The following is a 22,328-nucleotide window of genomic DNA, read 5'->3' as shown; positions in this document are numbered from 1 at the left end:
CGTCAAGCGTTTTATAGATACAGCCAATGAAATAGATGCATTAGACATAGAGGCATTAGGTAAAAGTAGGGGTGATAAGTGATGAAAGCAATCATTGATAACAAACTATATGATACAGACAAAGCTACATTAGTATTTGAATTCGTTCGGACATATAAGGTCAAGAGTATATTAGGTGCATACTTCAATGAGAAAGGTAGCGGTCAGTTATACAAGACAGGTAAAGGTAATTGGTTTGAAGTAATTAAATGGGAAGCTAAACCTTCTGAGTTGAATGCTCTTACTCTTGAAGATGTAAAGAAGCTTCTCCTTATTAATCCTGATAAATACCAAGAGCTGTTCGGTGTACTGGAAGAAGCATAAGCTATGACTGAGTATAAGACAAGAGAACAGAAACAGAAGTTCTATAATGGTTCAGCATGGAAGCGTAAGAGAGAAGACATAAAGAAGCGGGACAACTATGAATGCCAGGAATGCAAGCGGCAAGGTAAAGTGTTCCTTGATACTTATGAGTATAGTCAAAGAGCAAAGCGGAAGAAGATTAAGTTAGTAGTGGATCATATCAAAGAACTTGAGGATCATCCAGACTTAGCTCTAGATGATGATAACCTTGAGACTCTTTGTGTCAACTGTCATAACAAGAAGCATGGTAGATACTTTAGACGCTTTGAATGGAAAGAGAACAAATGGGCTCATGATGAAAGGTGGTAACGAACGATGAAAACAAATGCTGCTATTAAAGCGTTAGAGGACGCTAGGGAGTTTTTAGTTGCAAGTAATAAAATGATATTAGAAAATCAAGAACTTCTTTCTGAGAGATTAAATAAAAGCCGTGAGGAAGAGAAGCAAAACCATGAAAAGATTATGGAAATCGATGTTGTTCTCACAAAATTAAAATCAGAATGAATGTAGATACCCCCCCGGTCAAAAAGTTTCCGAAAAATGGATAAGGGGACACCGGTATAAGGGGAAGTGTACTGTCAGGTTTTTTTGAAGAATTCTCACGTTAGGGGGGGTGTGAATAGTGGCAGTTAGTATTACGAAGTTGAAAAGTCAGTTAATGTCAGAGATTGATACAGCAGATTTAGTCCAAGTTGAGAAGGTTGAACGTTATATTGATTTGGTGAAATCTTTTAGAAAAATCAGTAAAACAATCGAAAAAGAAGGGGAATCTGTTACAACACAAAACGGTGCACAAAAGTTTACTAAGGCCCATCCCCTCATCGGTGAGAGGAATAAAATTAACAGTTCTTTAATTGCACTAGGTAGAGATATAGAATCAACTCGAAGTACTAAACCTGGTGATTTAGGCAGCGATGAATACAGTAAAAGTGATTTAGTATGATTAAACAGAAGTATGTAGACCAATACATTGCACTCCATAGATCTGGCAAAATTAAATTCAACAAAGAAAGAGAACTGTTAATTACTTACCTTGAAAAATATGTCCTAAATAGGGATGACATTTATTTTGATGACGAAATGATTGAGAACTGTATTAACTTCGGTGAGAAATGGTACTTTCCATTAGGGCCATTTCAGCGGTTCTTAATTGCTTTCGTCTTTTTATTTTTCAAAAAGAACAATCGTGTATTTTATCGAAAGCATTTATGGATGTTTGGTCGTGGTGGGGGAAAAAACGGTTTAATATCTGTTGTGACAAACTTTTTAATTAGTGAGCTTCATGGAATTGATGATTATAATATTTCAATCGTTGCTAATAGTGAGGAGCAAGCTAAAACCTCTCCAGATGAAGTACATAAGACAATTAAACGTAATCCTACATTGCAAAAAGCATTTAAGACCACACTCACGCAAACTGTATCTAAACGGACAGGCAGTATTTTAAAGTTTCGTACTAGTAACGGTGAAACAAAAGACGGTTTGCGTGACGGTGCAGTTGTTTTTGATGAAATACACCAATATGAAAGTAATAAGGATGTACGTGTTCATATATCTGGTCTTGGTAAAAAGAAAAACCCCCGTGAGTTTTACATTGGCACTGATGGATATGTACGTGATGGGTTCTTAGATAAATTAAAAGAAAAAGCTTTGAAGGTTTTACAAGGTGAATCACGTCCCAACGCTTTATTCCCTTTTATCTGTAAGCTAGATGATGAAAATGAAGTAGATGATCCATTCAATTGGGAAAAAGCTAACCCTATGTTAAGTGAGCCTAGAGGGGAATATGCTGAAGGCCTATTTGAAACAATCAAAGAAGAATATGAAGATTTAGAAGATGATCCGTCTAACCGTGAGGAATTCATGACTAAGCGTATGAATTTACCGGTTACTAATTTAGAGCGTTCTGTTGCTAAATGGGAAGAAATCGAAGCGACTAATCAGCCTATGCCGAACGTCTTAGATCAAGAATGTATAGGTAGTATTGACTTTGCTTCTATTCGTGACTTTGCAGCATGTGGTCTTGTTTTTAAGCATGAGGGTAAATACCCGTTTATTACTCATTCTTTTGCGCGTAAAGAATTCGTTGATAAGTATTATGGATATTCAAAAAAACCTGATCCTGAAGCGACTACCAAACAAAAATTCGCGCCTATTCGTGAATGGGAACAAAATGACCTTCTTACGGTACTTGATGAAGAAACGATTAAGCCTGAAATTATAGTAGATTGGTTTATCGAAAAACGAAAATATTATCATATCAAAAAGATTATTGGTGATAATTTCCGCATGGAAGTATTAAAACCTTTATTTGAAGCAGCGGGTTTTGAAGTTGAGGTTATTCGTAATCCGCGAGCTATTCACAGTTTATTAGCCCCGCGAGTAGAAATAGGATTTGCTCATCAGCAATTCATTTTCGGTAACAATCCATTAATGCGCTGGTATACGAACAACGTTCTTGTGGTCATTAGAAAAGATGGAAATAAAGAGTATCAAAAGAAGGAGCCTGTACGTCGTAAAACAGATGGATTCCAGGCTTTTGTTTATTCTCTGTACCGTATAGATGAATTGAGTGAAGGGAATATCCAAGATTCACTAGATGCATTAGATGCACTAAATTTCTAAAGGGGGTGAGATAAAAAGTGGGAATTATAAGTACTGTATTAAAACGTAATAGTGAGCTGGAATGGTTATTTGATTTAGAGCTAGGCGATGAGGTGAGCCAGCGAGCTTATTTAAAGAAACTCGCCTTGGAAACCTGTATAAATTTTATTGGCCGTACAATTAGTCAATCTGAATTCAGATTGATGAAAGATAATAAAAGACAATCAAACGATTGGGATTATTTATTGAATGTAAGACCAAATACGGATCAGAGCGCAGCGGATTTTTGGCATAAATTCATTTATACATTAATTGATGAAAATGAAGTTTTGGTCATCTTAACAAAAAACAATGATCTACTGATTGCAGATTCTTTCACACGGGATGAATATGCCGTATACCCTGATGTGTTTAGAGATGTAACAGTAAAAGATTATACATTCCAGAGTCCATTTCCAATGGATAAGGTTATCTATATTACGTATAACAATGAAAAGCTAACTTCATTTATGGACGGAATGTTTAATGATTATGCAAATTTATTTAGTCGAATGGTGGAAATCAGTCTTAGAAATAATCAAATTCGCGGAACTGTTGGCATTGATTCGTCACAAACATTAGATGAAAAGACTCAAACTAAATTGCAGAAATTTATTGATAAGCTATTTAATTCCTTTAGAAACAATTCAGTTGCACTTGTACCTAAATTAAAAGGGTTTGAATATGACGAAGTTGCTAAAGGTGAAGGTAGCGGGCAATCCATAGATGAGCTTACAAAGTTAAAAAAATCCTTGATTGATGATGTAGCAAACATTTTAGGTATTCCAAATGCTCTTGTTCATGGTGATCTAGCGGACTATGAAACAAGTATTAAAGCTTATGTTAAGTTTTGCATTGGCCCATTGGTAAAGAAAATTAAAGATGAGCTAAATGCAAAAATACTTGAGAAAAAAGATTACTTAGCAGGTTCAAGGATTGAAGTAAGAGGGATTACAGAAAAGAGTCCTTTAGAGGTTGCTGAGGCTATAGATAAATTAATTGCCAGTGGTGGTTGGAATCGAAATGAGGTGCGTGAAATGGTTGGTTCTGAGCGTTCAGATAATCCTGAATTAGATAAGTATGTTATTACTAAAAACTATCAATCTGCTGGTTTAGTTGAAGGAGGTGAGAAAAAGTGAAGAATAAAATAAAATCTATTCCCCATAAGTTTGTTAATCAGACTAATGGAGAAGAGCATGAAATGGTTATTGCGGGGGCGATTGGTCAAAGTGGTTGGTTTTTTACAGCTACAAGTGCTGAAGACGTCCGAAATGCTTTGCAAGATGTTACTGCATCCACGGTACGAATTAAATTAAATAGTGGCGGTGGTGATGCTGATCATGGTATTGAAATTTACAACTATCTAAAAGATTTAGATAAGCATGTAATTGTGGAAGTAACTTCATTAGCTGCATCTGCTGCATCGGTTATAGCTATGGGAGCAGATGAGGTTATTATGCGTACTGGTTCTAGAATGATGATTCATGAAGCAGCTACATTTGCTTATGGAACTAAGCAAGATATTAAGAAAACACTTAATGCTCTCGAAACTTATGACGAATCCATCGTTTCTATTTACCAGGAGAAAACAGGTAAGACACGCGATGAAATTGCTGAATTAGTTGAAAATGAAACTTGGATGACAGCCGAAGAAGCAGTTGAAAAAGGATTTGCTGATAAGCTTGAATCTAAAAAACAAGAGGATTCTCAAGAAGGCATTACTGATGAGCAGCTGCAACAGATTATAAATACTGTTACTACTTCTGTCACTAATCAGTTAAAACAATCAAATAACAATCCATCAAATGAACCTAAGCAACCTGTACATACACAGGTAAAGCGTAAAGGGTTCATTTTTTAATTGTTAAAAATCGGAGGAATGAGAGAATGACTATTAAATTAAACAATCATACAGAAGCTTACGAAAATGCGAGAAAGAACTATGCGGAAGTAGTGAAAAATGAAAATTCCACACCAGAGCAAATTGAAACTGCTTGGAACGAGATGCAAGGAGAGTTAGTCAACTCTTTAAAGTCTCAAATCACTGAACAAATCAATATTGATAATGCTGATCGCAGTGTATTAGTTGCTCGCGGGGCTAATGTACTAACATCAAAAGAAATGAAATTTTTCAATGAAGTTGTACAGTCTGATGGGTTTACGTCTGAGGTGATTTTACCTGAAACAACCGTTGACCGTATCTTTGAAGATTTAACAACAGATCATCCTTTACTTTCTGAAATTAATTTAAGAAATGCAGGCTTACTAACTCGTATTATCAAGTCAGAAGCAGAAGGCGCTGCTGTATGGGGTAAAGTTTTCGGTGAAATTAAAGGTCAGTTAGATGCAGCATTTAAAGAAGAAAATATTACTCAATCAAAACTAACAGCATTTGTTGTACTTCCAAAAGACCTTGAAAAATTTGGTCCGGCATGGGTTGAGGCTTATGTTCGTGCTCAAATCGTAGAAACATTTGCAGTTGCATTAGAAAAAGCATTTATTAATGGTGCTGGTCCAGTTAAGGATGAGCCTATTGGTTTAATTCGTGATTTAGAAGCACCTGTTGATCAAACAAATGGTCACGCTAAGAAGTCTGTTGAAGGCACATTAACTTTTGCTGATTCAAAAACAACAGTTAAAGAGTTATCAGGTGTCATGAAGTATCTCTCAACAAAATCAAATGGAAAAGCGGTTAATGTTTCTGGAAAGGTAGTACTAGTTGTCAATCCAGTAGATTCTTGGGATGTAAAAGCACTTTATACATTCCTTAATGCAAATGGAGTTTATGTGACTGCATTGCCATTTAATTTACGCATTGCAGAATCAGTGTTCCAAACACAAGGTGAACTATTAGCCTTTGTTAATGACCGTTACGATGCATATACAGGTGGTGGTGTAGAAGTTAAAAAGTATGATCAAACATTAGCTCTAGATGATTGCAATCTGTATACAGCTAAGCAATTTGCATTTGGTAAAGCGGATGATAACAAAGCGGCAGCTATCTACACATTAGCTGTAACAGAACCTGCTGGAGCATAATGAGGTGATGTGATTGGAAATCACAGCGGAAGTATTAACACAATTTAAAGAGAGAATGCACTTTGGGGATTATGAAGATGGTAACCTAGAACGTATTCTCTCTACTTCTGTGAAGGCTTTAGTTAGATCATGTGGGGACTATGATATTAATCAAGATGATGAATTTAAAGAACTCGTTTTTGAGCGTGCTCGTTACGTATACAATGACGCATTGGAGTATTTTAATGATAATTTCTTGACTGAAATTAATAGCCTAAAGATTGCTAAAGCGTTAGAAGAAATAGAGCTAGAAGAGGATGGTTCAGATGCATCCATTTAAATATAAACCACCAAGGATTCATACTGGTGAACTAAGAACAAGAGTTACTTTTTATGTGTATGCGAAAAATGAGGGGCCACTACCAGGAGAAAAGCCTAAGTCCATCTTATATGAAACATGGGCGAAAATTGATCAGGTGTGGTCAAAGGATATTGAAATGGCCAAAGCTAATGGAACACTTTCAGATTTAACTATTTCTATTAGAGATCCAAGAGGCGCTTTTTCTCCTACAAATAAACATTATGTACAGGTACATACACCTGAGCATGAAAAATTAAGATTTAATATTAAACAAACCATTCCTGATATACAGAATCGTGATTTTATTAAGATTATAGCTGAGGTGTCAGCATGAGCGTTCATATTAAAGGTATGGAAAAACTGTTGGCTGATTTAGAAAAGCGTTTTGGAGAAGAAAAGGTGCGTAAAATTAGTGACCAAGCATTAAAAGATGGAGCAAAGGTTTTCGTTAACGAATTAAAAAACCAGTTTGAATCTTTTAAAGATACCGGAGCCTCTATTGCTGAAATTAAAATTTCAAGACCAGTGTACATTAAAGGTGTACGTACAATTAAAATACATTGGCGAGGGCCTAAAGAACGTTACCGGATTATACACCTTAATGAATGGGGTACTGTTCAAAACCCTAACCCTAAAGGTAAGGGAGCTATTGCTAGGGCTTTGCGAAATGCAGAGAACGCCTTTCACGCAGCTGTAAAAGAGGCTGTAAGGAGAAGTATATAATGAAATGGGAAATCTATAACGCTTTAAATAATAACCCTCTTATTCAAGAAAAGTCATGTGATATTAAGTTTTATGAGTATCCAGACTTAGATGAATTTGAGGGTATTTATATTGTCATTGATGCAATCGACACACCTTTACCTACTGATTTTGCAGATAATAAATGGCTTGCAGAAGAGTATTTTTATCAAATTGAAGTATGGTCATTAGATATGGCTCTTACAGAAATCATTGCAAGAGAAGTACGCAAAGTCTTATATGAAGAATTAAGTTTTGGCCAATATGGCACGGGACTTGATGAGTGGGATAAAGAGACAGGTATATATCGAGACGCTAGACGTTATCGAGGAAAAAATTATTTGATGTAATGGAGGTAAATAATAATGGAAACTAAAAGCTATAAATCATCAACAGGTGTAGATTCATTTTATTACGGTATTCTTGGAGCTGATGATATTGCATTAAGTGTTGAACACGTAATGTTTTTACAAGAGATTGGTGTAGAAATGCCTCAGGAAATCACAAAGGCTTCTGGTGATAACAGAACAGCAGAAATGGCAGTATCAGCGGGTGATATTACTGTTACAGGTAAGTTTCACAAACTCCCTACAGAAGACAAACAAAAAATTCTTGGCTTGGAAGTTGTAGATGGAATTACGGCAATGGGTAGTTCGGATACGCCACCGTACTTAGCTGCTGTATTTGCTAAGACGTATGAAGATGGTTCTCGTGAATATGTTGGTCTACCAAAAGGTATTTTCACTCGTCCTAAAATTGAAGGTAAATCAAAAGAAGAAGGTAAAGTAGAGTTCTCTTCTGATGAAATTGAAGGTCAATTCATGGATCGCAAGGTGACTGGGTTCACTGAAGAAAAGTCAGCTATCTTTGGTGTGGACAAAAAAGGAGAAACAACAAATCGAGATGCTATCTTTATGAAGGTTTTCGGTAAAGCATTCCCTACCGGTACGGCAGAACCTGAAGGAGTGTAATGAATGACTAAACACGTAAAATATGTAGTTATTAAAGATTTTAAAGATTTAAAGGATAGTGACAAAATTTACACTGAGGGAGATATTTATCCTCGTCCTGAAAGTAAAAAGCCTACCAAAAAAAGATTAAATGAGTTATTAGGTAACGCAAACAAACAAGGTAGGCCAGTAATCAAAGAAGTGCCATTAACAGAAGATGAAATTGAGGAATTAGAAGAAGAACAAGAATTAGAAGATCAGGAGTAGGCAAAAGCCTGCTCCTTTATTTAATTAAATTAAAAATCAGAAGGGAATTAATAATCATGGCAAATTTAAAACGTAACATTATTGAACTAGTTAAAGTGGATGAGGAAAAGAAAGCAGTAATAGAAAATGGCGAAGTTGTAGTAGAAAAATTCTTTTCATCACCTTTTATTCCGTTTCGAGTGGTGCTTGAAGCAACAAAATTAAGCGCTCGTATGCAAAAAGCTACAGCAGAGACTGAAGTTGATATGGCAGAAGAATTAATCAATTTTGTAGCACAAGACATCTATGGTAAACAGTTTACAAAAGATGATTTACTTGATCGTTTACACGCTCCAGATGCAATGCAGGAAATTCAAAGTCAAATTGATTTCGTAGCTCAAGGTCATCAGAGTGATGAAACAAAAAAGTTTTTGGCGCAGAAGAACTAACTGACGAGGATTATACACCGGAAAAACAAGCTGAGTATATGGACAGTTTTATTTTATCTGCAATAAAGGAAGGTAAAGATGTTAACGAAGTTCTGAACTTTCCTTATGCCTATATGATCGATCTATTGCATGAACAAAATAAACCTAAGAAAACTCAGTCCTTAATTGCTGCATTTGGTGGCGGTTAAGGTTTTTTGTTTTTTCATCAAAGGAGTGTGAATAATGGCAGAAAGGATTCAAGGTTTATCTATTGGCTTAGATTTAAACACACTCGGAGTCGATACAGGCATGACTCAGTTACGTTCGAAAATGCGTCTAGTAAACAGTGAAATGAAAGCTAATTTATCAGCTTTTGAACGTGGTGAAAAATCACTTGGCGCATACCAAGCAAAAGTAGATGGATTAAATAACAAATTACAAATCCAACGAATAATGACTGAAAAAGCTAGACAGACATATCAAAAAATGGTCGAAGTTCACGGAGAAGGTTCTATTAAGGCTCAAAATGCAGCTAGGGACTTTAATAATGAATCTGCTAAACTCCAAAACCTAACCCGTGATGCAAATAAGGCTGCACAAGAGTTACATGATTTCAACGAAGAACAACGAAATAGTCAATCAGTTCTTGGTCAAATGACTACTAAATTAAACGAAATGGGCTCCAAGTTAACAAATGTTGGTCAGAAAATGAAGTCTATGGGACAAACTCTTTCACTATCCGTAACAGCACCAATTGTAGGGATAGGTGCTGCAGCTGCTAAAACATCTATAGAATTTGAAGCTCAAATGTCAAAAGTAGGTGCTATTTCACAGGCGACATCAGATGAAATGAAACAACTGAAAGAATCTGCATTAGACTTAGGTGCATCTACAAGTAAGTCAGCTAGTGAAGTTGCAAAAGGTCAAGAAAACTTAGCAGCAATGGGTTTTAGTGTAAATGAAATTTTAGGCGCTATGCCAGGGGTTATTTCAGCAGCAGAGGCCTCAGGCGCAGATATGGCTCAAACCGCAGATGTTATGGCTTCCTCATTAAACATTTTCGGATTAAAAGCCTCAGACGCAACGAAGGTTGCAGATATACTAGCTCAAACAGCTAACCAATCCGCAGCAGATATTACAGACATGCAATACGCTTTAAAATATGCAGGGCCTCCAGCAGCAGCTTTAGGAGTTAGCTTAGAAGAAACATCAGCAGCAATTGGAATTATGACCAATGCGGGTATGCAAGGTGAGCAAGCGGGTACAACTTTACGTGCTGCGTTACTTGGATTGTTAGATCCATCTGAAGAAAACAGCAAACTAATGAATAAAATGGGTATTGAAATTACAGATGCTAAAGGCAACTTTGTAGGTATCTCAAAATTAATCGACAACCTATCTACTTCGATGGAAGGGCAAACAGAAACACAAAAGGCTGCTACACTATCATCATTAGTTGGAACAGAAGCAGTTTCTGGTATGCTCTCTCTTATGAAAGCAGGGCCTAAAGATATTGACAAAATGACCAAATCTCTTGAACAGAGTGGTGGGTCGTCAGCAGAATCAGCAAAGAAAATGAAAGACAACTTAAAAGGTGCCCTTGATGAAATGAGTGGGGCTTTTGAAACAGCTGGAATAAAAATTGGTGAAATAATGACACCTGCTCTCACAAAACTAGCAGGGATGGTACAAAGTATAGTTCAGAAGTTTATCGATTTACCAAAGTCAGTACAAACAACAATAGTAGTCTTTGCTGGAATTGCTGCTGCAATAGGACCTTTATTAGTTGTAGGTGGTGTGCTGCTTGGCTTTATCGGCAACATAGTGTCGGGATTTTCAACGTTGCTCCCGATTATTGCAAGAGCAGGAGGCTTTTTTAACGTATTACGAATTGGTCTTGCAGCGTTAACTGGCCCTGTTGGTTTAATTTTAGGATCATTAACCTTGCTAGGGATAGGGTTTGTAACATTATATAAAAAATCAGATACCTTCCGTAATTTTATAAATAACGCCTTCGACTCAATAAGAAACAAGACTATGCAAGTTTTTTCATTTTTAAAACCATATATTTCATCAGCACTAACAGCCGTGACCTCATTCATACAGCAAAAACTATCAATGATAAAGCAATTTTGGACTGATAACGGCACTCAGATTATGCAAGCATTGAAAAACATTTGGTCTGGTATATCTGCCGTTTTTCAATCTGTCATATCTGTTATTGTTCCGATAGTTAAGACAGGCTTAACTATACTGATAGGGGTATTTAATTTTGTGTTCCCATTTGTGCTAGCTTTAGTCAAGTCAGTATGGGGAAATATTAAGGGAGTTATAGATGGTGGACTCAAGGTTATCCTTGGCTTGGTAAAAGTCTTCTCAGGTTTGTTCACAGGAGATTTTTCTAAAATGTGGTCTGGATTGAAAGATATATTTTTCGGGTCTATCCAGGTGATTTGGAATTTTGTTCAACTTCAGATGTTCGGAAAATTGCTCTCATTAGGAAGAGTCTTTATTGGTGGGTTCCGTGGTATCTTTGTTGGATTGTGGAACGGATTGAAATCTTTGTTTACATCAGGGGCAGGAGCAGCGAAAAATGCAGTAGTCGGTGCTTGGAATTTGCTATCTAAAACAACAACAACAATTTTTAATGCTTATAAATCTTTTCTGACTACAGTTTTTAATTTAATAAAAACAGGTCTATCTAAAATTGCATCAGGAATAGTTACTGCTATCCGTGGATCATGGAATTTATTGAAATCTGTAACAACAACAATTTTTAACGCCTATAAGTCCTTCTTAATAGGCATATGGAATTTCTTGAAGGGTATGTTCACTAGAACGGCATCTACTATAGTCAATGCTGTCAAAGGATCATGGAACACTTTGAAAAGTACCACTACGGGTATTTTTAACGGAGTGAAAAATTTCTTATCAGGAATGTGGTCAGGGACGAAAACTTTGGTAACAAACGCAGCATCTAAAACCAAAGATGGAGTAGTAAATTCTTGGACTACTTTACGTAACAAAACGACTGAAATGTTTACAAGTATTAAGGATAAGACTTCAAAAATTTTCAAGGATATTGTAGACGGAGCAAAGGCTTTACCTGGAAAAATTGGTTCTGGTATTAAGTCAATGGCTGGAAAAGTGCAAGATGGAGTTAAGGCTATTGGTAAAAAACTAGCTGGTGGTCTTGAAACAGTCATTAATACAATTACTCAAAAGGGAATCAATGTCGTTCTTGATAAGATCGGTGTTGACAAAAAGAATAAAATCCCTGCCTTAAATATCCCAGGCTATAAGAATGGTACAGATGGACACCCAGAGGATGGGCCAGCTTTTGTAGGTGACGGTGGAGAAAAAGAATTGCTTCTTTTGCCTAATGGAAGAATGTTTCTAAGTCCAAACAGAACAACTCTTGTTCCTAATATGCCAAAAGATACGCAAGTTTTAAATGGCAAGCAAACGAGACAGTTCTTTTCAGCTGCACCTATGTATAAGAAAGGAACTAATCCATTTGCTGATGGTGCTAAAAAAGCTTGGGATTGGACAAAAGATAATGCTGGAAAGGCTGTTAACAAAGGTAAGAAAGTAGCTAGTGCAGCTAAAGAAACGGCATCCGATGCACTAGGAGATATCTATTCTTATATTGATAACCCTAAGAAACTACTTGATAAGGTTTTTAGTTCTCTAAATATAAAAATGCCTAATGTTGGTGGGCTCATGGGAACACTTGCTAAATCTGGTGTGACCAAGATTAAGGACGGGGCAGTAAATTTTATCAAGAAAATGTTTGGCGATTTCGGCGCAAGTGTAGCTGCTCCAAAAGGTAAAGGTGTTGCAAGATGGAGACCTATTATTCTTAAAGCGGCTGCTGCAATGAAAGAGCCTGTTTCTGATGGAGATGTAAATGCTATTCTTGCTCAGATTCAACGCGAAAGTGGCGGTAATGAAAAGATTACTCAATCAAGCGCTGTATGGGATGTTAATACAGCAGCGGGAAATCCAGCACGTGGGTTGCTCCAGTACATTCCACAAACTTTCCGTGCCTATGCAGTAAAAGGACATAACAATATTTACTCAGGTTATGATCAATTACTAGCATGGTTTAATAACACCAAATGGAGACAAAACAACCCCGCGGGCAAACGAGGCTGGGGACCGACTGGAAAAAGAAAGTACAAGAACGGTACTAAGTATCATGTTGGTGGGGACGCACTCCTAGGAGATGGGTACGAGGTAGAACCTTTCTTGTTACCAAATAGACAATTAGGGTTTAGTCCAAATAAACCTACATTGTTCAATAACCTACCTAAAGGAACAAAGGTCTGGTCAAGTGTTCAAGATTTCATCAAAGAGTATGCAGGGTCAAATAGCAATACAACAGATGCTATGAAGCTAGTAGCTTTAGCAGGAAAAAGACTTCAGGCAAGTTCAAGTCAAAATGCATCATCTAGTCAAACAGCTGTTAGTAGCACCTCAAGTATGGATTCAGTAACACAGAAAACAATAGAGCTTTTGCAAAAACAAGTTGAGCTTTTACAAGCACTTGTTATGAAAGATCCTGAGATTTCTTTACTCTTGAACGGTAAAGAAGTAGCAAAAGGGATTTATAAAGATGTCACTGAATTTCAAGATCGTAAAACAAAGGATAAAACAAAATTCCAAAAGGGGTGATTTCAAGTGGGGTTTACATTTAATAATCAACGAAGAAGCTACCTGAAAGTTTTAAAAGGTAGGAAGCGTCCTGCTTGGGCGCCTCTTACTAGAAATATATTAACGGTTCCTAATCATCCAGGTGGTTATTTAAAAAACACACAAGTTGGAGTACGTGAACTTACTGTTCCGATTGTGATTAAAGGGAAAAATATAAGCGACATACAAAAGTTAAAGGAAGATTTAGCTGATTGGCTTGTAACAGATACAGCAGCAGAATTAGTATTTGATGATGAGCCAGATCGTTCCTATTTTGTTGTAGTAGATGATACCTTAGATATAGAAGAAATCGTTACTATGGGTATCGGAGATTTAAAGTTTCTTGCTCTTGATCCTTATAAATACGGAAAAACAAAAATTCAACAGTCTGACACTGGCACACTTACAGCACGTAATGAAGGCAGTGTAGATGCTCTTCCTGTTTTTGAAATAGAAGTTGATGCTGATTATACAAATGTTGATATTTCAAATGGTGAAGTGATGAACCGCATTGGACGTGTAGTAAACATTGAAGATTATGCAGCAAACCGTGAAGAAATTGCTCTTAGTGACTCCCTTTCTACTACAAATGGATGGGCTAAGACTGAAGGTTCTGTTCACATCGATGGTCTAGCTACAGGAAACATGAAAACAGATGGTTCACGTTTTCTACCCGTGGATTTTGGAACTATGAATGATACATGGCATGGTCCTTTTTATAAAAAATCTCTTGGTCAAACATTAACAGATTTTCGTATTGAAACAATTGTAGAACTTGTGAATACAGGAGAAGATAAATTTGGGAAGGTTGAGCTTTATTTACTAGATGAAAGCAGTCTTCCTGTTTGTATGTTAACCATTAAAGATGTTGATTCTTCTGGAAAACGTATTTATGCAACATTACGTACTGGTGGTGGTGATCAAGGATTTAAGGATTTGATTAGCACTCACGGAGACCAAGAAAATACATTTTGGAATTTTTACGGTATGTTGAGAATTGAGCGAACTGGAAATCGTTGGACTGCCTATGTGACGGTCATTAACAGAGATACTGGAAAACACGTAGCACGTTCCTTTGTTGAGTATTATGACACTGAGCAACAATTCACACGAAAACCAACACAAGTCGGTATCTATATGGCTCAATACGGAACACGTAAAGTAGCGTCTCTACGTGCATATGATGTGAAAGTGTGGAAGCTTAATTTATTAACAGCAAATCAAATCCCTTATATAGTTAAGCCTGGTGACATCGTAACGTTTGATCATGAGACTGAGGTAATCTTAATTAATGGAGAACCACGGATGGATTTGAAAGCGTTCAGCGGTGAATTTTTTGGGTTAAAATCAGGCGTTAATACTATCTATACAAATCCGCCATTGCCTGTAAAAGCAAGATGGAGGGAACGTTATAAATGATTCATTTATTGGATTATCAAACAGATAACATTGTTGCCTTCCTAAAAGGTGAATTAAAAGAAGCTGTTCATCTAAGAAACATGGGGTTAGAAGAGACTTTTCGTTTTGAATGGCCTTTAAAAAATGAAAAAACAAAATATATTACAGGGCGTAACAGAGCGGTAATTCCTGATGAAAAAAGCGGATATCGTGAATTTATTATAGATGAATTAGAAGAAGCTGCCGACAGTATCATTGCATATTGTTCAGCTTCTTTTTTAGATTTAAAAAAGCAAAAAATCATTAAACCAGCTACCCTTACTGGTCAAACAGTTAATACAGCAGCTAACTGGGTATTAAGTGGTACGGAATGGTCTTTAGGTATCACAGACTATAGCGGAATACGAGGAATTTCTTTTGACTTTATGAATGCCTATGATGCTATTTTACATGTAAGAGATACGTTCGAATGTGAGATTTCTTTTCGTGTAGAAATCGATGGTAATAGAATAACAGGACGCTATGTAGATATCGTAACAAAACTTGGCCAATTTAATGGGAAAGAGATTAGATTCGGTAAAGATCTAGAGGAAATTAGAAAAAAAGTAAACTATTCTAATCTTGTAACAGCCCTAGTTTGCCTAGGGCCTCAAGCAGAAGACGGAACTAGACCAAGGGTTCATGTTCTCAATGGTGAAGCAGCGAAGCGATGGGGGCGTAATGGTCAGCACTTATGGGATATTTATGAACCGGAGTCTAGTGATCAGGAAATGACAATTGAACGGTTAACGTTATTAGGAAAAAACGAGCTTAAAAAAAGAATTAATAGTGCGATTGAGTATGAGGTAACTAAAGCTGTTTTAGATTACATTTTGGGTTATGAACACGAAAAAGCTTATTTTGCAGATACCTTACGAATCAAAGACTTACGACATTCACCACCTCTTTACCTTGAAGCACGTATTACGGAGGTCGAGAGGTCTTTATTAGATTTGTCTCAAAAAGATTATAAATTAAGTGATTTTGTCGAGTATCAATTCACGCAAGAAGAAACGGTGGAGACATATTAAAACGTCCAGAGGTGATAAGAATGTACAAAGTTGGAAACTCAGTGGAACAGGTATTTGGAGGCACGGTTATAAAACAAGGAGATCAAACACCTTTAGGGTTTAATTTTCGTGATGAAAATGGAGCACTAGTTAATCTTTCAGGTGCCACTATACAAATGAAATTAGCAAGCAATAAAGGTGTTGTAGTCGAGAAAAAAGCTACTTTATCTGATAACTATACTGTTATATTCTCGTTGGATGAAGAGGATATTACTGGTGCCGGAAATATGATGATTGAATTTATCGTCACTTATTCTGATGGTGTTCAAGAAAAATTCCCTGCTGATGATTGGCAACGTATAAAAATCACACCAACACTAGAAGATGTAGAAAATTATGGTGTTGGCTATATTACGTTTGAAAAATTAACAGGAGAATTTCAAAATCAGTTTGATGGTTTCAAAGATGATGTAGAGGAAAATGTAAATAAAATTCAGGCACAAGTTGATACCCTTGTATTAGGTTCAAATACATCACCAGCTGAAACTGTACAGGCCAGGGTAGATGCTAAAGGTCTCATTTTCCAAACATTAAAAGAGAGAATTGATGCTGTCCAAAATAAAGATGCTAAACGCTATGTTACAATTGGCCCACGTTTGGCAGTAGAAGTACATGATTCTCCTAGAATACAAAGAGCTATTGATGAAGCGAAAGAAACAAAAGTAAATGTAGTTTCGTTTGAAGCTATTGAGTATGAAATAAAAACAACTTTAGTTGGCTTTAGTGGTCTTTCTTTAGTTGGTGTGTGGTATGGAGCTAGAAGCGCAGATAACAGTGGAACGAGATGGAAGAGGACAGCTGATGTTGTTGCCTTTCAATCGATTGGCGGATCTGTTGCTCAAGGACTAAGCACCAACCGTTCTATCTCTATGTTTTTTATACGTGGGCAAGGTGGAGACTTTGCAAGTGATTTTATACAATTAATTGCTACATCGTTAGTTGTAATGTGTAAAGTCATGGTTACTGGTTGTGGTGGTCGTGCACTCTTTTGTCATGAGGTCATGGATTCGAATATTATATTTACTGACTTCGAATGGGGTGGAACACCAGATGGTTTAATCCCTATGATTGAGTTTAGGTCAGGTGATGGATATGAGTATACTAACCAAATTTATCTAGAAAGGGTCCGTTGTGAATCTTACAGAGGTACAGCTATTGCTACATCGGGATCAAATACAAATGAAATAACTTTTGGGCCTGGTTGTAAACTGGAATCCCTTCAGTCTAATGTGCCCCATTTGAGATTAAAAGGAGCAAATGTTGTTGATTTAGGCACGTTGAATATCTGTTCAAAAGGGGTAGGGAGTAGCGGTATTACTTTATCAAGCCAAGTAGAAATTGATGGTTGTGCCGGTATATATGGAACGTTGCTTTTAGAGCATACGGGCACTATTGGTACAGGTAGTACGAACGCGGCTAAGATCGACAAATTTGTTGATATTAAAGGATCAAGTGATATAAAGCTACATGTTCATGTTTATCAGAATGGTAATAATATTGAACAATCATCTATTGTCATGGTTGATGATACAAGTAATGATAGAAACATCGACATCACAGGAAGTATTAAAAACAGTAATTTCACAAAGAAAATTTGCAATAAAACACAAAAAATTCGAAGTTTCACTGTAAGAAACACTAATCCTTTTGGGCAATTCAAGAAGGAAGGAAGACCGGATAATTGGGATTTTGGAAGACTTGTTGATGACGGAGCAGGGACAAAGTATCAACAGTTCCATGGTGATGGAGCAACTGAAACTCTTATTTATGAAATCTTAAACAGCAATGATTGGAAATTCAAAACGAACGTATTTTTTAACAATTATGCTATGCATCCTTCACAATTACAAACAGCACCATACGGACAAGAAGGGAGCCAATATGTAGATACTTCTGTTGTACCGAATGCTGTACGTACTTATTCAAATGGCGCGTGGAGAAGGGTAGCTTATTCTAATGATATTTCAGGTGTTACAGGATCATGGAATACAGGTGATATTGTTTATAATATTACACCAACAGAGCAAGGGACAGCAGGTAGTAAATACATCATATGGGCTTGGAAGCGAATCAGACCAGGTACAGGGAACGTAATTAATACAGATTGGTTTGCTGTAAGGATGTTAACAGGCAACTAAAGAAGGAGTGAAGATATGGCTTTACAAAAAACCATTGAATTAGTTAGTGGTATAGTTCTCGAAGAGGCATATATTCGGATTAAGAGTTTATACGGTGATAAACAAAATATTGTCCTATCAATAGTTATCTATATGAATAAAGCAGCATCAGATGAAGGTAAAGAAGCTGTGCAATCACAAGAATACCAATTCGTTCCAAGTGTAATAGATGGTTCATCTAACTTCTTTAAACAAGGCTATGGATATTTAAAAACATTACCTGAATTTTTAGAAGCAATTGATATATTAGAAGAAGGGCAAACAGCTATCTAACAGATTACGAGTATAGGTAATTATGTAAAAAAAATGAAAAGTTTTATATGCTAGTCATGCCAAAGGTGGTAAAATTAACTATCATAATGATAGAGAGGTAGTTCAAATGGATTATAATTTACCAGCAGCGGACCGTTACTTTAAATGGCTAGCTTTGTTTTTGCCTATTTCATCGTTCCTACTTATTCCTTCTGTACAAGGAACCACTATAGGCTATTTTTTAGCGTTTTTTTTATTTGTTTTTGTTGCAATGTTTAAAGGAGTAAGGAGTAATTTTTATATAGATTTCATTAAGTTGGTATGGATATTTGCTCTTGTCACAGTAGCAGCTCAATGGATTCTAGGTGCTAGAAGCTATGTAAGCTTGGAAGGGTTAAGACTTGTAGACGAAAGCCTTAATCCAATAATGATGCGCTCCTCTATGATTACACAATCCATTTACCTTATCCCATGTTTTCTTCTAATGGCATTTGTAAAGAACTTTTACAATGAGAAGTGGGACAAATATGTGTTTAGAGGCGCGATTCTTATTTCTATTTACGGTATTTATGAATTCCTGTATTTCTTTATTTTTAAAGATAACGGTGATTTTATTAGTAACCGTACATTTGGAGATGGATCACACGAAGGGAGCTTGTTCCAAACTTATACAGTTGCTGGTATGGCCCTGCAACGTATAAAGAGTTTAACTGGTGAGCCTTCAATGTTTGCTTTAACGATATTACCATTTTGGATTTACTCGATGCACCTTAAGCGTAAATTTTTGTCTATTTTCTTTTTCGCTGTACTGGCGTTGTCCAATTCAACAACAGCTTTCTTAGGAATAGGAATGTATATTCTTTTGTACATTCGATACAACTTTCAGTCAGTTTTTAAAATGTATTTCGTCGTTTTATTTGGATTTATTGGTTGTCTGTTTATCGGGTTTAACAAGATTATTCTTTTCTTCCAAACAAACTTCGGTGCAAAACTATCAGCTCAGAATGTGTCAGGTGCGGAGCGTACCATGTATATGCAACAACACCTTGAATATTTCATGGATATGCCGTTTATGAGTAAATTATTTGGTTTAGGGTTTGGTTATGCTCGTTCTACAGATTTCTTCAGTACAATACTTGTAAATACAGGGATTGTTGGAACACTGCTATTTACTTTGCTATTCTTTTATCCAGTATTTAAACTAGGGTATAGTGATAAAGAAATTGGGCTGAAGTGTTCGCTAATTGTCCTTTATGTAGCAATGATGATTTCTGTACCTGAATTCAGTTACTTATCTATATGGTTATTCTTAGGGATTTCGTATTACTATGTAGATAAGGTAAAGAAGAAACAACGTGAAGAAGAAAAAGAACGTGAAAAACGGATGTTTGATTTCTATATCAACAAAGGCAAGGTCTCGTAAGATGAAATTCCTTTCACTTCTAAAAAGGCTCTTCGAAAAGAAGGAGCCCATAATACCACCTAAACATAAAAAATGTTTTGAATGTGATGGGACAGGAGAATATGATATATTTATTGATTGCCTGATTTGTGATGGGAAAGGTTATATAAAAGACGAGATATACTATAAAATGAGATATGGAGATGGCCGTGAAGACTAGAATAGAATACAAGAACAAAACGAATCGTACCTTCCCCTTTTTAAAGGGGAAGTATTTTTTAATCATAATCTTGTTATTCGTTGTATTATTGTCTGTTCTTATTAAGATTAACATGTCTGATGATATACAAAACCAACTTGAAGATGGATACAGTGAAATACCTCAAGGACTTGGTGTAAGTATTCATAAAGGCGTAACAGAATCAGATTTACAAGCTATAGCGGATGCCGGATTTAAGTGGGTTCGTATAGATATATTTTGGTCAGATGTTGAAAGAAAAAAAGGACATTATAACTTCAAAAGCTCTGGTTATGATCAATTAAATGAAATGTTAAAAGAGAAAGGCCTTAAACCTTATTACATTTTGGCTTACGAGAATGCTATTTATGAAAAGAATAGATCTATTAGCACTAATACGGGAAGAGTAGCTTTTACGAAATTTGTTGAAGCTACTGTAAAGAGATACAGTGATCAAAACGGTGTTTGGGAGATATGGAATGAACCCAATACAGAAACCTTCTGGAATAACCAACCTAGCCATCATGAGTATGCTCTTTTAGTTAAAAAAGTAGCTCCAATTATTCGCGAGAGTGATCCGAATTCTATAATTGTAGCACCAGCGCTTGCCGGTGTTAGTGAAGAAGCTTTGACATGGTTAAAGAACGTTTTAGATGAACACATATTATCTTATATAGATGCTGTATCTGTACATCCTTATCAATATGATAATCCTGAGACAGTTACTAAAAGGTATGAAGATTTAAGGAGCTTATTAAAGAAATATAGCAACAAAGATATTCCTATCATATCTGGTGAGTGGGGATATTCTTTAGTGAGCGGCAGCCATAAGCAAAAACCTATTAATGAAATGAAACAAGCTGAATATATAGCTAGAATGATGCTAATAAACAGTTCAGAAAAGATACCGCTCAGCGTATGGTATGACTGGAAAAATGATGGGCAGGATGCAAATAATCGTGAACACCATTTTGGTATTAATTCTTATTATGGAACACCTAAATTATCTTATTTATCTATTCAAACATTGACGAAAACCTTAGATGAATATCGTTTCTCTAAACGAATTAAAACAGAAAATCCAAATGACTATATTCTGGAGTTTTTAAAGGATGATAAGCATAAAATCATTGTGTATTGGACGACTGGAAGCAGCCATTTTATTAAATTCCCCCTAGGTAGTGGTAAAGGTAAGCAAATTTCCATGCTAGGAGCGGAGCGTCAGGTTGAGTGGGGAAATAAAAAAGGTTTGAACCTCCTTACTAGCCCTACCTATCTTGTTATAGAGTAAGGTTATTCACTGGAAGGGTAATGCTATATAGGAGAAGTGCTATATGTTTAAAAAAATATTAATCAATGCTATGTTTTTAGGTTCCATCTTATTTATTGTTAATTTAACTATGCTGCCTGATCCTTCTTTAGATATTGGGATAGGATCAGGAGGAGTGAATCTTATACCGTTTTACTCTATAGGTGGGTGGATTTCTCATCAATCATTGCGTGATTTTATAGTGAATAACATCGGTAATGTAATCTTATTTATTCCTTTTGGCTTTATGCTAAATCTAAGATTCAAGAAAGTTAATCGACTTTCAAAGAGCTTGCTCATAGGGATGCTTTTTTCTATTGTGATTGAGCTTGTTCAATTAACAATGCCTAATCGATGGACAGACATTGACGATGTGATATTGAATACATTGGGCGCTGGAATAGGATACACCTTATTCACATGGTTAACTAACATTCAAAAAAGATATAAGATTTAAATTTAAGAGGACTTATATAGTCCTCTTTTTATTTTGTAAAAGGTGGGGGTCAAGATGACTGATTTAATCATTCAAAGTGGGGAGTGGGAGAAAGTGCAAATATACTTGTTTGGTACAGTGAAATTCATGGATTTTTTAGCTCTGCTCATGTTACTAGATATAATTACAGGTCTTATGAAGGCTATTAAGAATAAACGATTACGAAGTCGAAATGCTTTATATGGATATGCTAGAAAAATCGGTGTATACGTTGCGATTATCGTAGCAAACATTATTGATCAAGTATTTGGTTTTAATGGTGCGGTTGCCACAGCCACGGTTCTTTTTTATATTGGGAATGAGTTGCTATCCATTGTAGAAAACCTTGCTCAAATAGGTGTTAAGGTACCCGCAATTATTACAGATAAGCTTCATGTTATTCAAAATGAAGAAGAACCAACAGAAACAAAAAAAGAAGAAATTAAGTAAGTCGCTGTTTATGCAGCGGCTTTTTTATATACAA

Annotated in this window: 25 protein-coding genes; all 25 read left to right on the top strand. The window is 36.1% G+C overall.

Features of this window, described 5'->3' with window-relative positions; translation table 11 throughout:
• Window positions 1–81: 81 nt before the first annotated feature.
• Window positions 82–363, top strand: coding sequence for a hypothetical protein (locus AC0C45_RS29030; RefSeq protein WP_472929271.1), 282 nt, complete (start codon window positions 82–84; stop codon window positions 361–363).
• Between the two features lie 3 nt (window positions 364–366).
• Window positions 367–711 (top strand): HNH endonuclease, encoded by a 345-nt coding sequence (locus tag AC0C45_RS29025; protein WP_472929270.1) that lies wholly within the window; start codon window positions 367–369, stop codon window positions 709–711.
• Window positions 712–717: 6 nt separating this feature from the next.
• Entirely contained in the window at window positions 718–906 is a 189-nt protein-coding gene (locus AC0C45_RS29020) for a hypothetical protein (RefSeq protein WP_472929269.1), read from the top strand.
• Window positions 907–1,024: 118 nt separating this feature from the next.
• Window positions 1,025–1,345 carry a P27 family phage terminase small subunit gene (locus AC0C45_RS29015; protein ID WP_472929268.1) on the top strand — a complete coding sequence of 107 codons (321 nt, stop codon included), beginning with the start codon at window positions 1,025–1,027 and terminating at the stop codon, window positions 1,343–1,345.
• Complete coding sequence (locus AC0C45_RS29010) at window positions 1,342–3,027, top strand: terminase TerL endonuclease subunit (RefSeq protein WP_472929267.1); 1,686 nt, start codon at window positions 1,342–1,344, stop codon at window positions 3,025–3,027. Before AC0C45_RS29015 ends, AC0C45_RS29010 begins: the two co-directional genes overlap by 4 nt.
• A 17-nt stretch (window positions 3,028–3,044) precedes the next feature.
• The gene (locus AC0C45_RS29005) at window positions 3,045–4,184 is read left to right on the top strand and encodes a phage portal protein (RefSeq protein ID WP_472929266.1); all 1,140 of its coding nucleotides are present in this window, start codon (window positions 3,045–3,047) and stop codon (window positions 4,182–4,184) included.
• Window positions 4,181–4,906 carry a head maturation protease, ClpP-related gene (locus AC0C45_RS29000; protein ID WP_472929265.1) on the top strand — a complete coding sequence of 242 codons (726 nt, stop codon included), beginning with the start codon at window positions 4,181–4,183 and terminating at the stop codon, window positions 4,904–4,906. The genes AC0C45_RS29005 and AC0C45_RS29000 overlap by 4 nt, the downstream gene beginning before the upstream one ends.
• 26 nt (window positions 4,907–4,932) lie before the next feature.
• Window positions 4,933–6,084 carry a phage major capsid protein gene (locus AC0C45_RS28995; protein ID WP_394512618.1) on the top strand — a complete coding sequence of 384 codons (1,152 nt, stop codon included), beginning with the start codon at window positions 4,933–4,935 and terminating at the stop codon, window positions 6,082–6,084.
• Window positions 6,085–6,139: 55 nt separating this feature from the next.
• The gene (locus AC0C45_RS28990) at window positions 6,140–6,403 is read left to right on the top strand and encodes a hypothetical protein (protein WP_472929272.1); all 264 of its coding nucleotides are present in this window, start codon (window positions 6,140–6,142) and stop codon (window positions 6,401–6,403) included.
• The gene (locus tag AC0C45_RS28985; protein WP_472929264.1) at window positions 6,390–6,758 is read left to right on the top strand and encodes a phage head completion protein; all 369 of its coding nucleotides are present in this window, start codon (window positions 6,390–6,392) and stop codon (window positions 6,756–6,758) included. The genes AC0C45_RS28990 and AC0C45_RS28985 overlap by 14 nt, the downstream gene beginning before the upstream one ends.
• Window positions 6,755–7,147: an HK97-gp10 family putative phage morphogenesis protein gene (locus tag AC0C45_RS28980; protein WP_472929263.1), complete on the top strand. Its 393-nt coding sequence runs from the start codon at window positions 6,755–6,757 to the stop codon at window positions 7,145–7,147. Before AC0C45_RS28985 ends, AC0C45_RS28980 begins: the two co-directional genes overlap by 4 nt.
• The gene (locus AC0C45_RS28975) at window positions 7,147–7,515 is read left to right on the top strand and encodes a hypothetical protein (protein WP_472929262.1); all 369 of its coding nucleotides are present in this window, start codon (window positions 7,147–7,149) and stop codon (window positions 7,513–7,515) included. The genes AC0C45_RS28980 and AC0C45_RS28975 overlap by 1 nt, the downstream gene beginning before the upstream one ends.
• A gap of 15 nt (window positions 7,516–7,530) precedes the next feature.
• The gene (locus AC0C45_RS28970) at window positions 7,531–8,136 is read left to right on the top strand and encodes a major tail protein (RefSeq protein ID WP_472929261.1); all 606 of its coding nucleotides are present in this window, start codon (window positions 7,531–7,533) and stop codon (window positions 8,134–8,136) included.
• A gap of 3 nt (window positions 8,137–8,139) precedes the next feature.
• Window positions 8,140–8,382 carry a hypothetical protein gene (locus AC0C45_RS28965; protein ID WP_472929260.1) on the top strand — a complete coding sequence of 81 codons (243 nt, stop codon included), beginning with the start codon at window positions 8,140–8,142 and terminating at the stop codon, window positions 8,380–8,382.
• Window positions 8,383–8,438: 56 nt separating this feature from the next.
• Complete coding sequence (gene gpG, locus AC0C45_RS28960) at window positions 8,439–8,810, top strand: phage tail assembly chaperone G (RefSeq protein WP_043982284.1); 372 nt, start codon at window positions 8,439–8,441, stop codon at window positions 8,808–8,810.
• Window positions 8,811–8,848: 38 nt separating this feature from the next.
• Entirely contained in the window at window positions 8,849–8,998 is a 150-nt protein-coding gene (gpGT, locus tag AC0C45_RS28955; protein ID WP_422121038.1) for a phage tail assembly chaperone GT, read from the top strand.
• Between the two features lie 34 nt (window positions 8,999–9,032).
• Window positions 9,033–13,466, top strand: coding sequence for a phage tail tape measure protein (locus AC0C45_RS28950; RefSeq protein ID WP_472929259.1), 4,434 nt, complete (start codon window positions 9,033–9,035; stop codon window positions 13,464–13,466).
• 6 nt (window positions 13,467–13,472) lie between these two features.
• Entirely contained in the window at window positions 13,473–14,903 is a 1,431-nt protein-coding gene (locus tag AC0C45_RS28945; RefSeq protein WP_472929258.1) for a distal tail protein Dit, read from the top strand.
• Window positions 14,900–15,952, top strand: a complete 1,053-nt coding sequence (locus tag AC0C45_RS28940) for a phage tail spike protein (protein WP_472929256.1) — start codon at window positions 14,900–14,902, stop codon at window positions 15,950–15,952. Before AC0C45_RS28945 ends, AC0C45_RS28940 begins: the two co-directional genes overlap by 4 nt.
• Window positions 15,953–15,972: 20 nt before the next feature.
• The gene (locus AC0C45_RS28935) at window positions 15,973–18,129 is read left to right on the top strand and encodes a hypothetical protein (protein ID WP_472929255.1); all 2,157 of its coding nucleotides are present in this window, start codon (window positions 15,973–15,975) and stop codon (window positions 18,127–18,129) included.
• 15 nt (window positions 18,130–18,144) lie between these two features.
• Complete coding sequence (locus AC0C45_RS28930; RefSeq protein ID WP_472929254.1) at window positions 18,145–18,441, top strand: hypothetical protein; 297 nt, start codon at window positions 18,145–18,147, stop codon at window positions 18,439–18,441.
• A 106-nt stretch (window positions 18,442–18,547) separates the two neighbouring features.
• Entirely contained in the window at window positions 18,548–19,843 is a 1,296-nt protein-coding gene (locus AC0C45_RS28925) for a hypothetical protein (RefSeq protein ID WP_472929253.1), read from the top strand.
• 182 nt (window positions 19,844–20,025) lie between these two features.
• A complete protein-coding gene (locus tag AC0C45_RS28920; RefSeq protein WP_472929252.1) occupies window positions 20,026–21,351 on the top strand; it encodes a cellulase family glycosylhydrolase in 1,326 nt (441 codons plus the stop codon).
• A 43-nt stretch (window positions 21,352–21,394) separates the two neighbouring features.
• Complete coding sequence (locus tag AC0C45_RS28915; protein WP_472929251.1) at window positions 21,395–21,826, top strand: VanZ family protein; 432 nt, start codon at window positions 21,395–21,397, stop codon at window positions 21,824–21,826.
• Window positions 21,827–21,880: 54 nt separating this feature from the next.
• Window positions 21,881–22,294 carry a phage holin family protein gene (locus AC0C45_RS28910; protein ID WP_472929250.1) on the top strand — a complete coding sequence of 138 codons (414 nt, stop codon included), beginning with the start codon at window positions 21,881–21,883 and terminating at the stop codon, window positions 22,292–22,294.
• The last annotated feature ends 34 nt before the right edge of the window (window positions 22,295–22,328 follow it).

Source organism: Priestia sp. VA7 (assembly GCF_055710015.1).
Note: the sequence above shows the minus strand (reverse complement) of the source record. Positions and strands in the feature narration are given on the sequence as shown.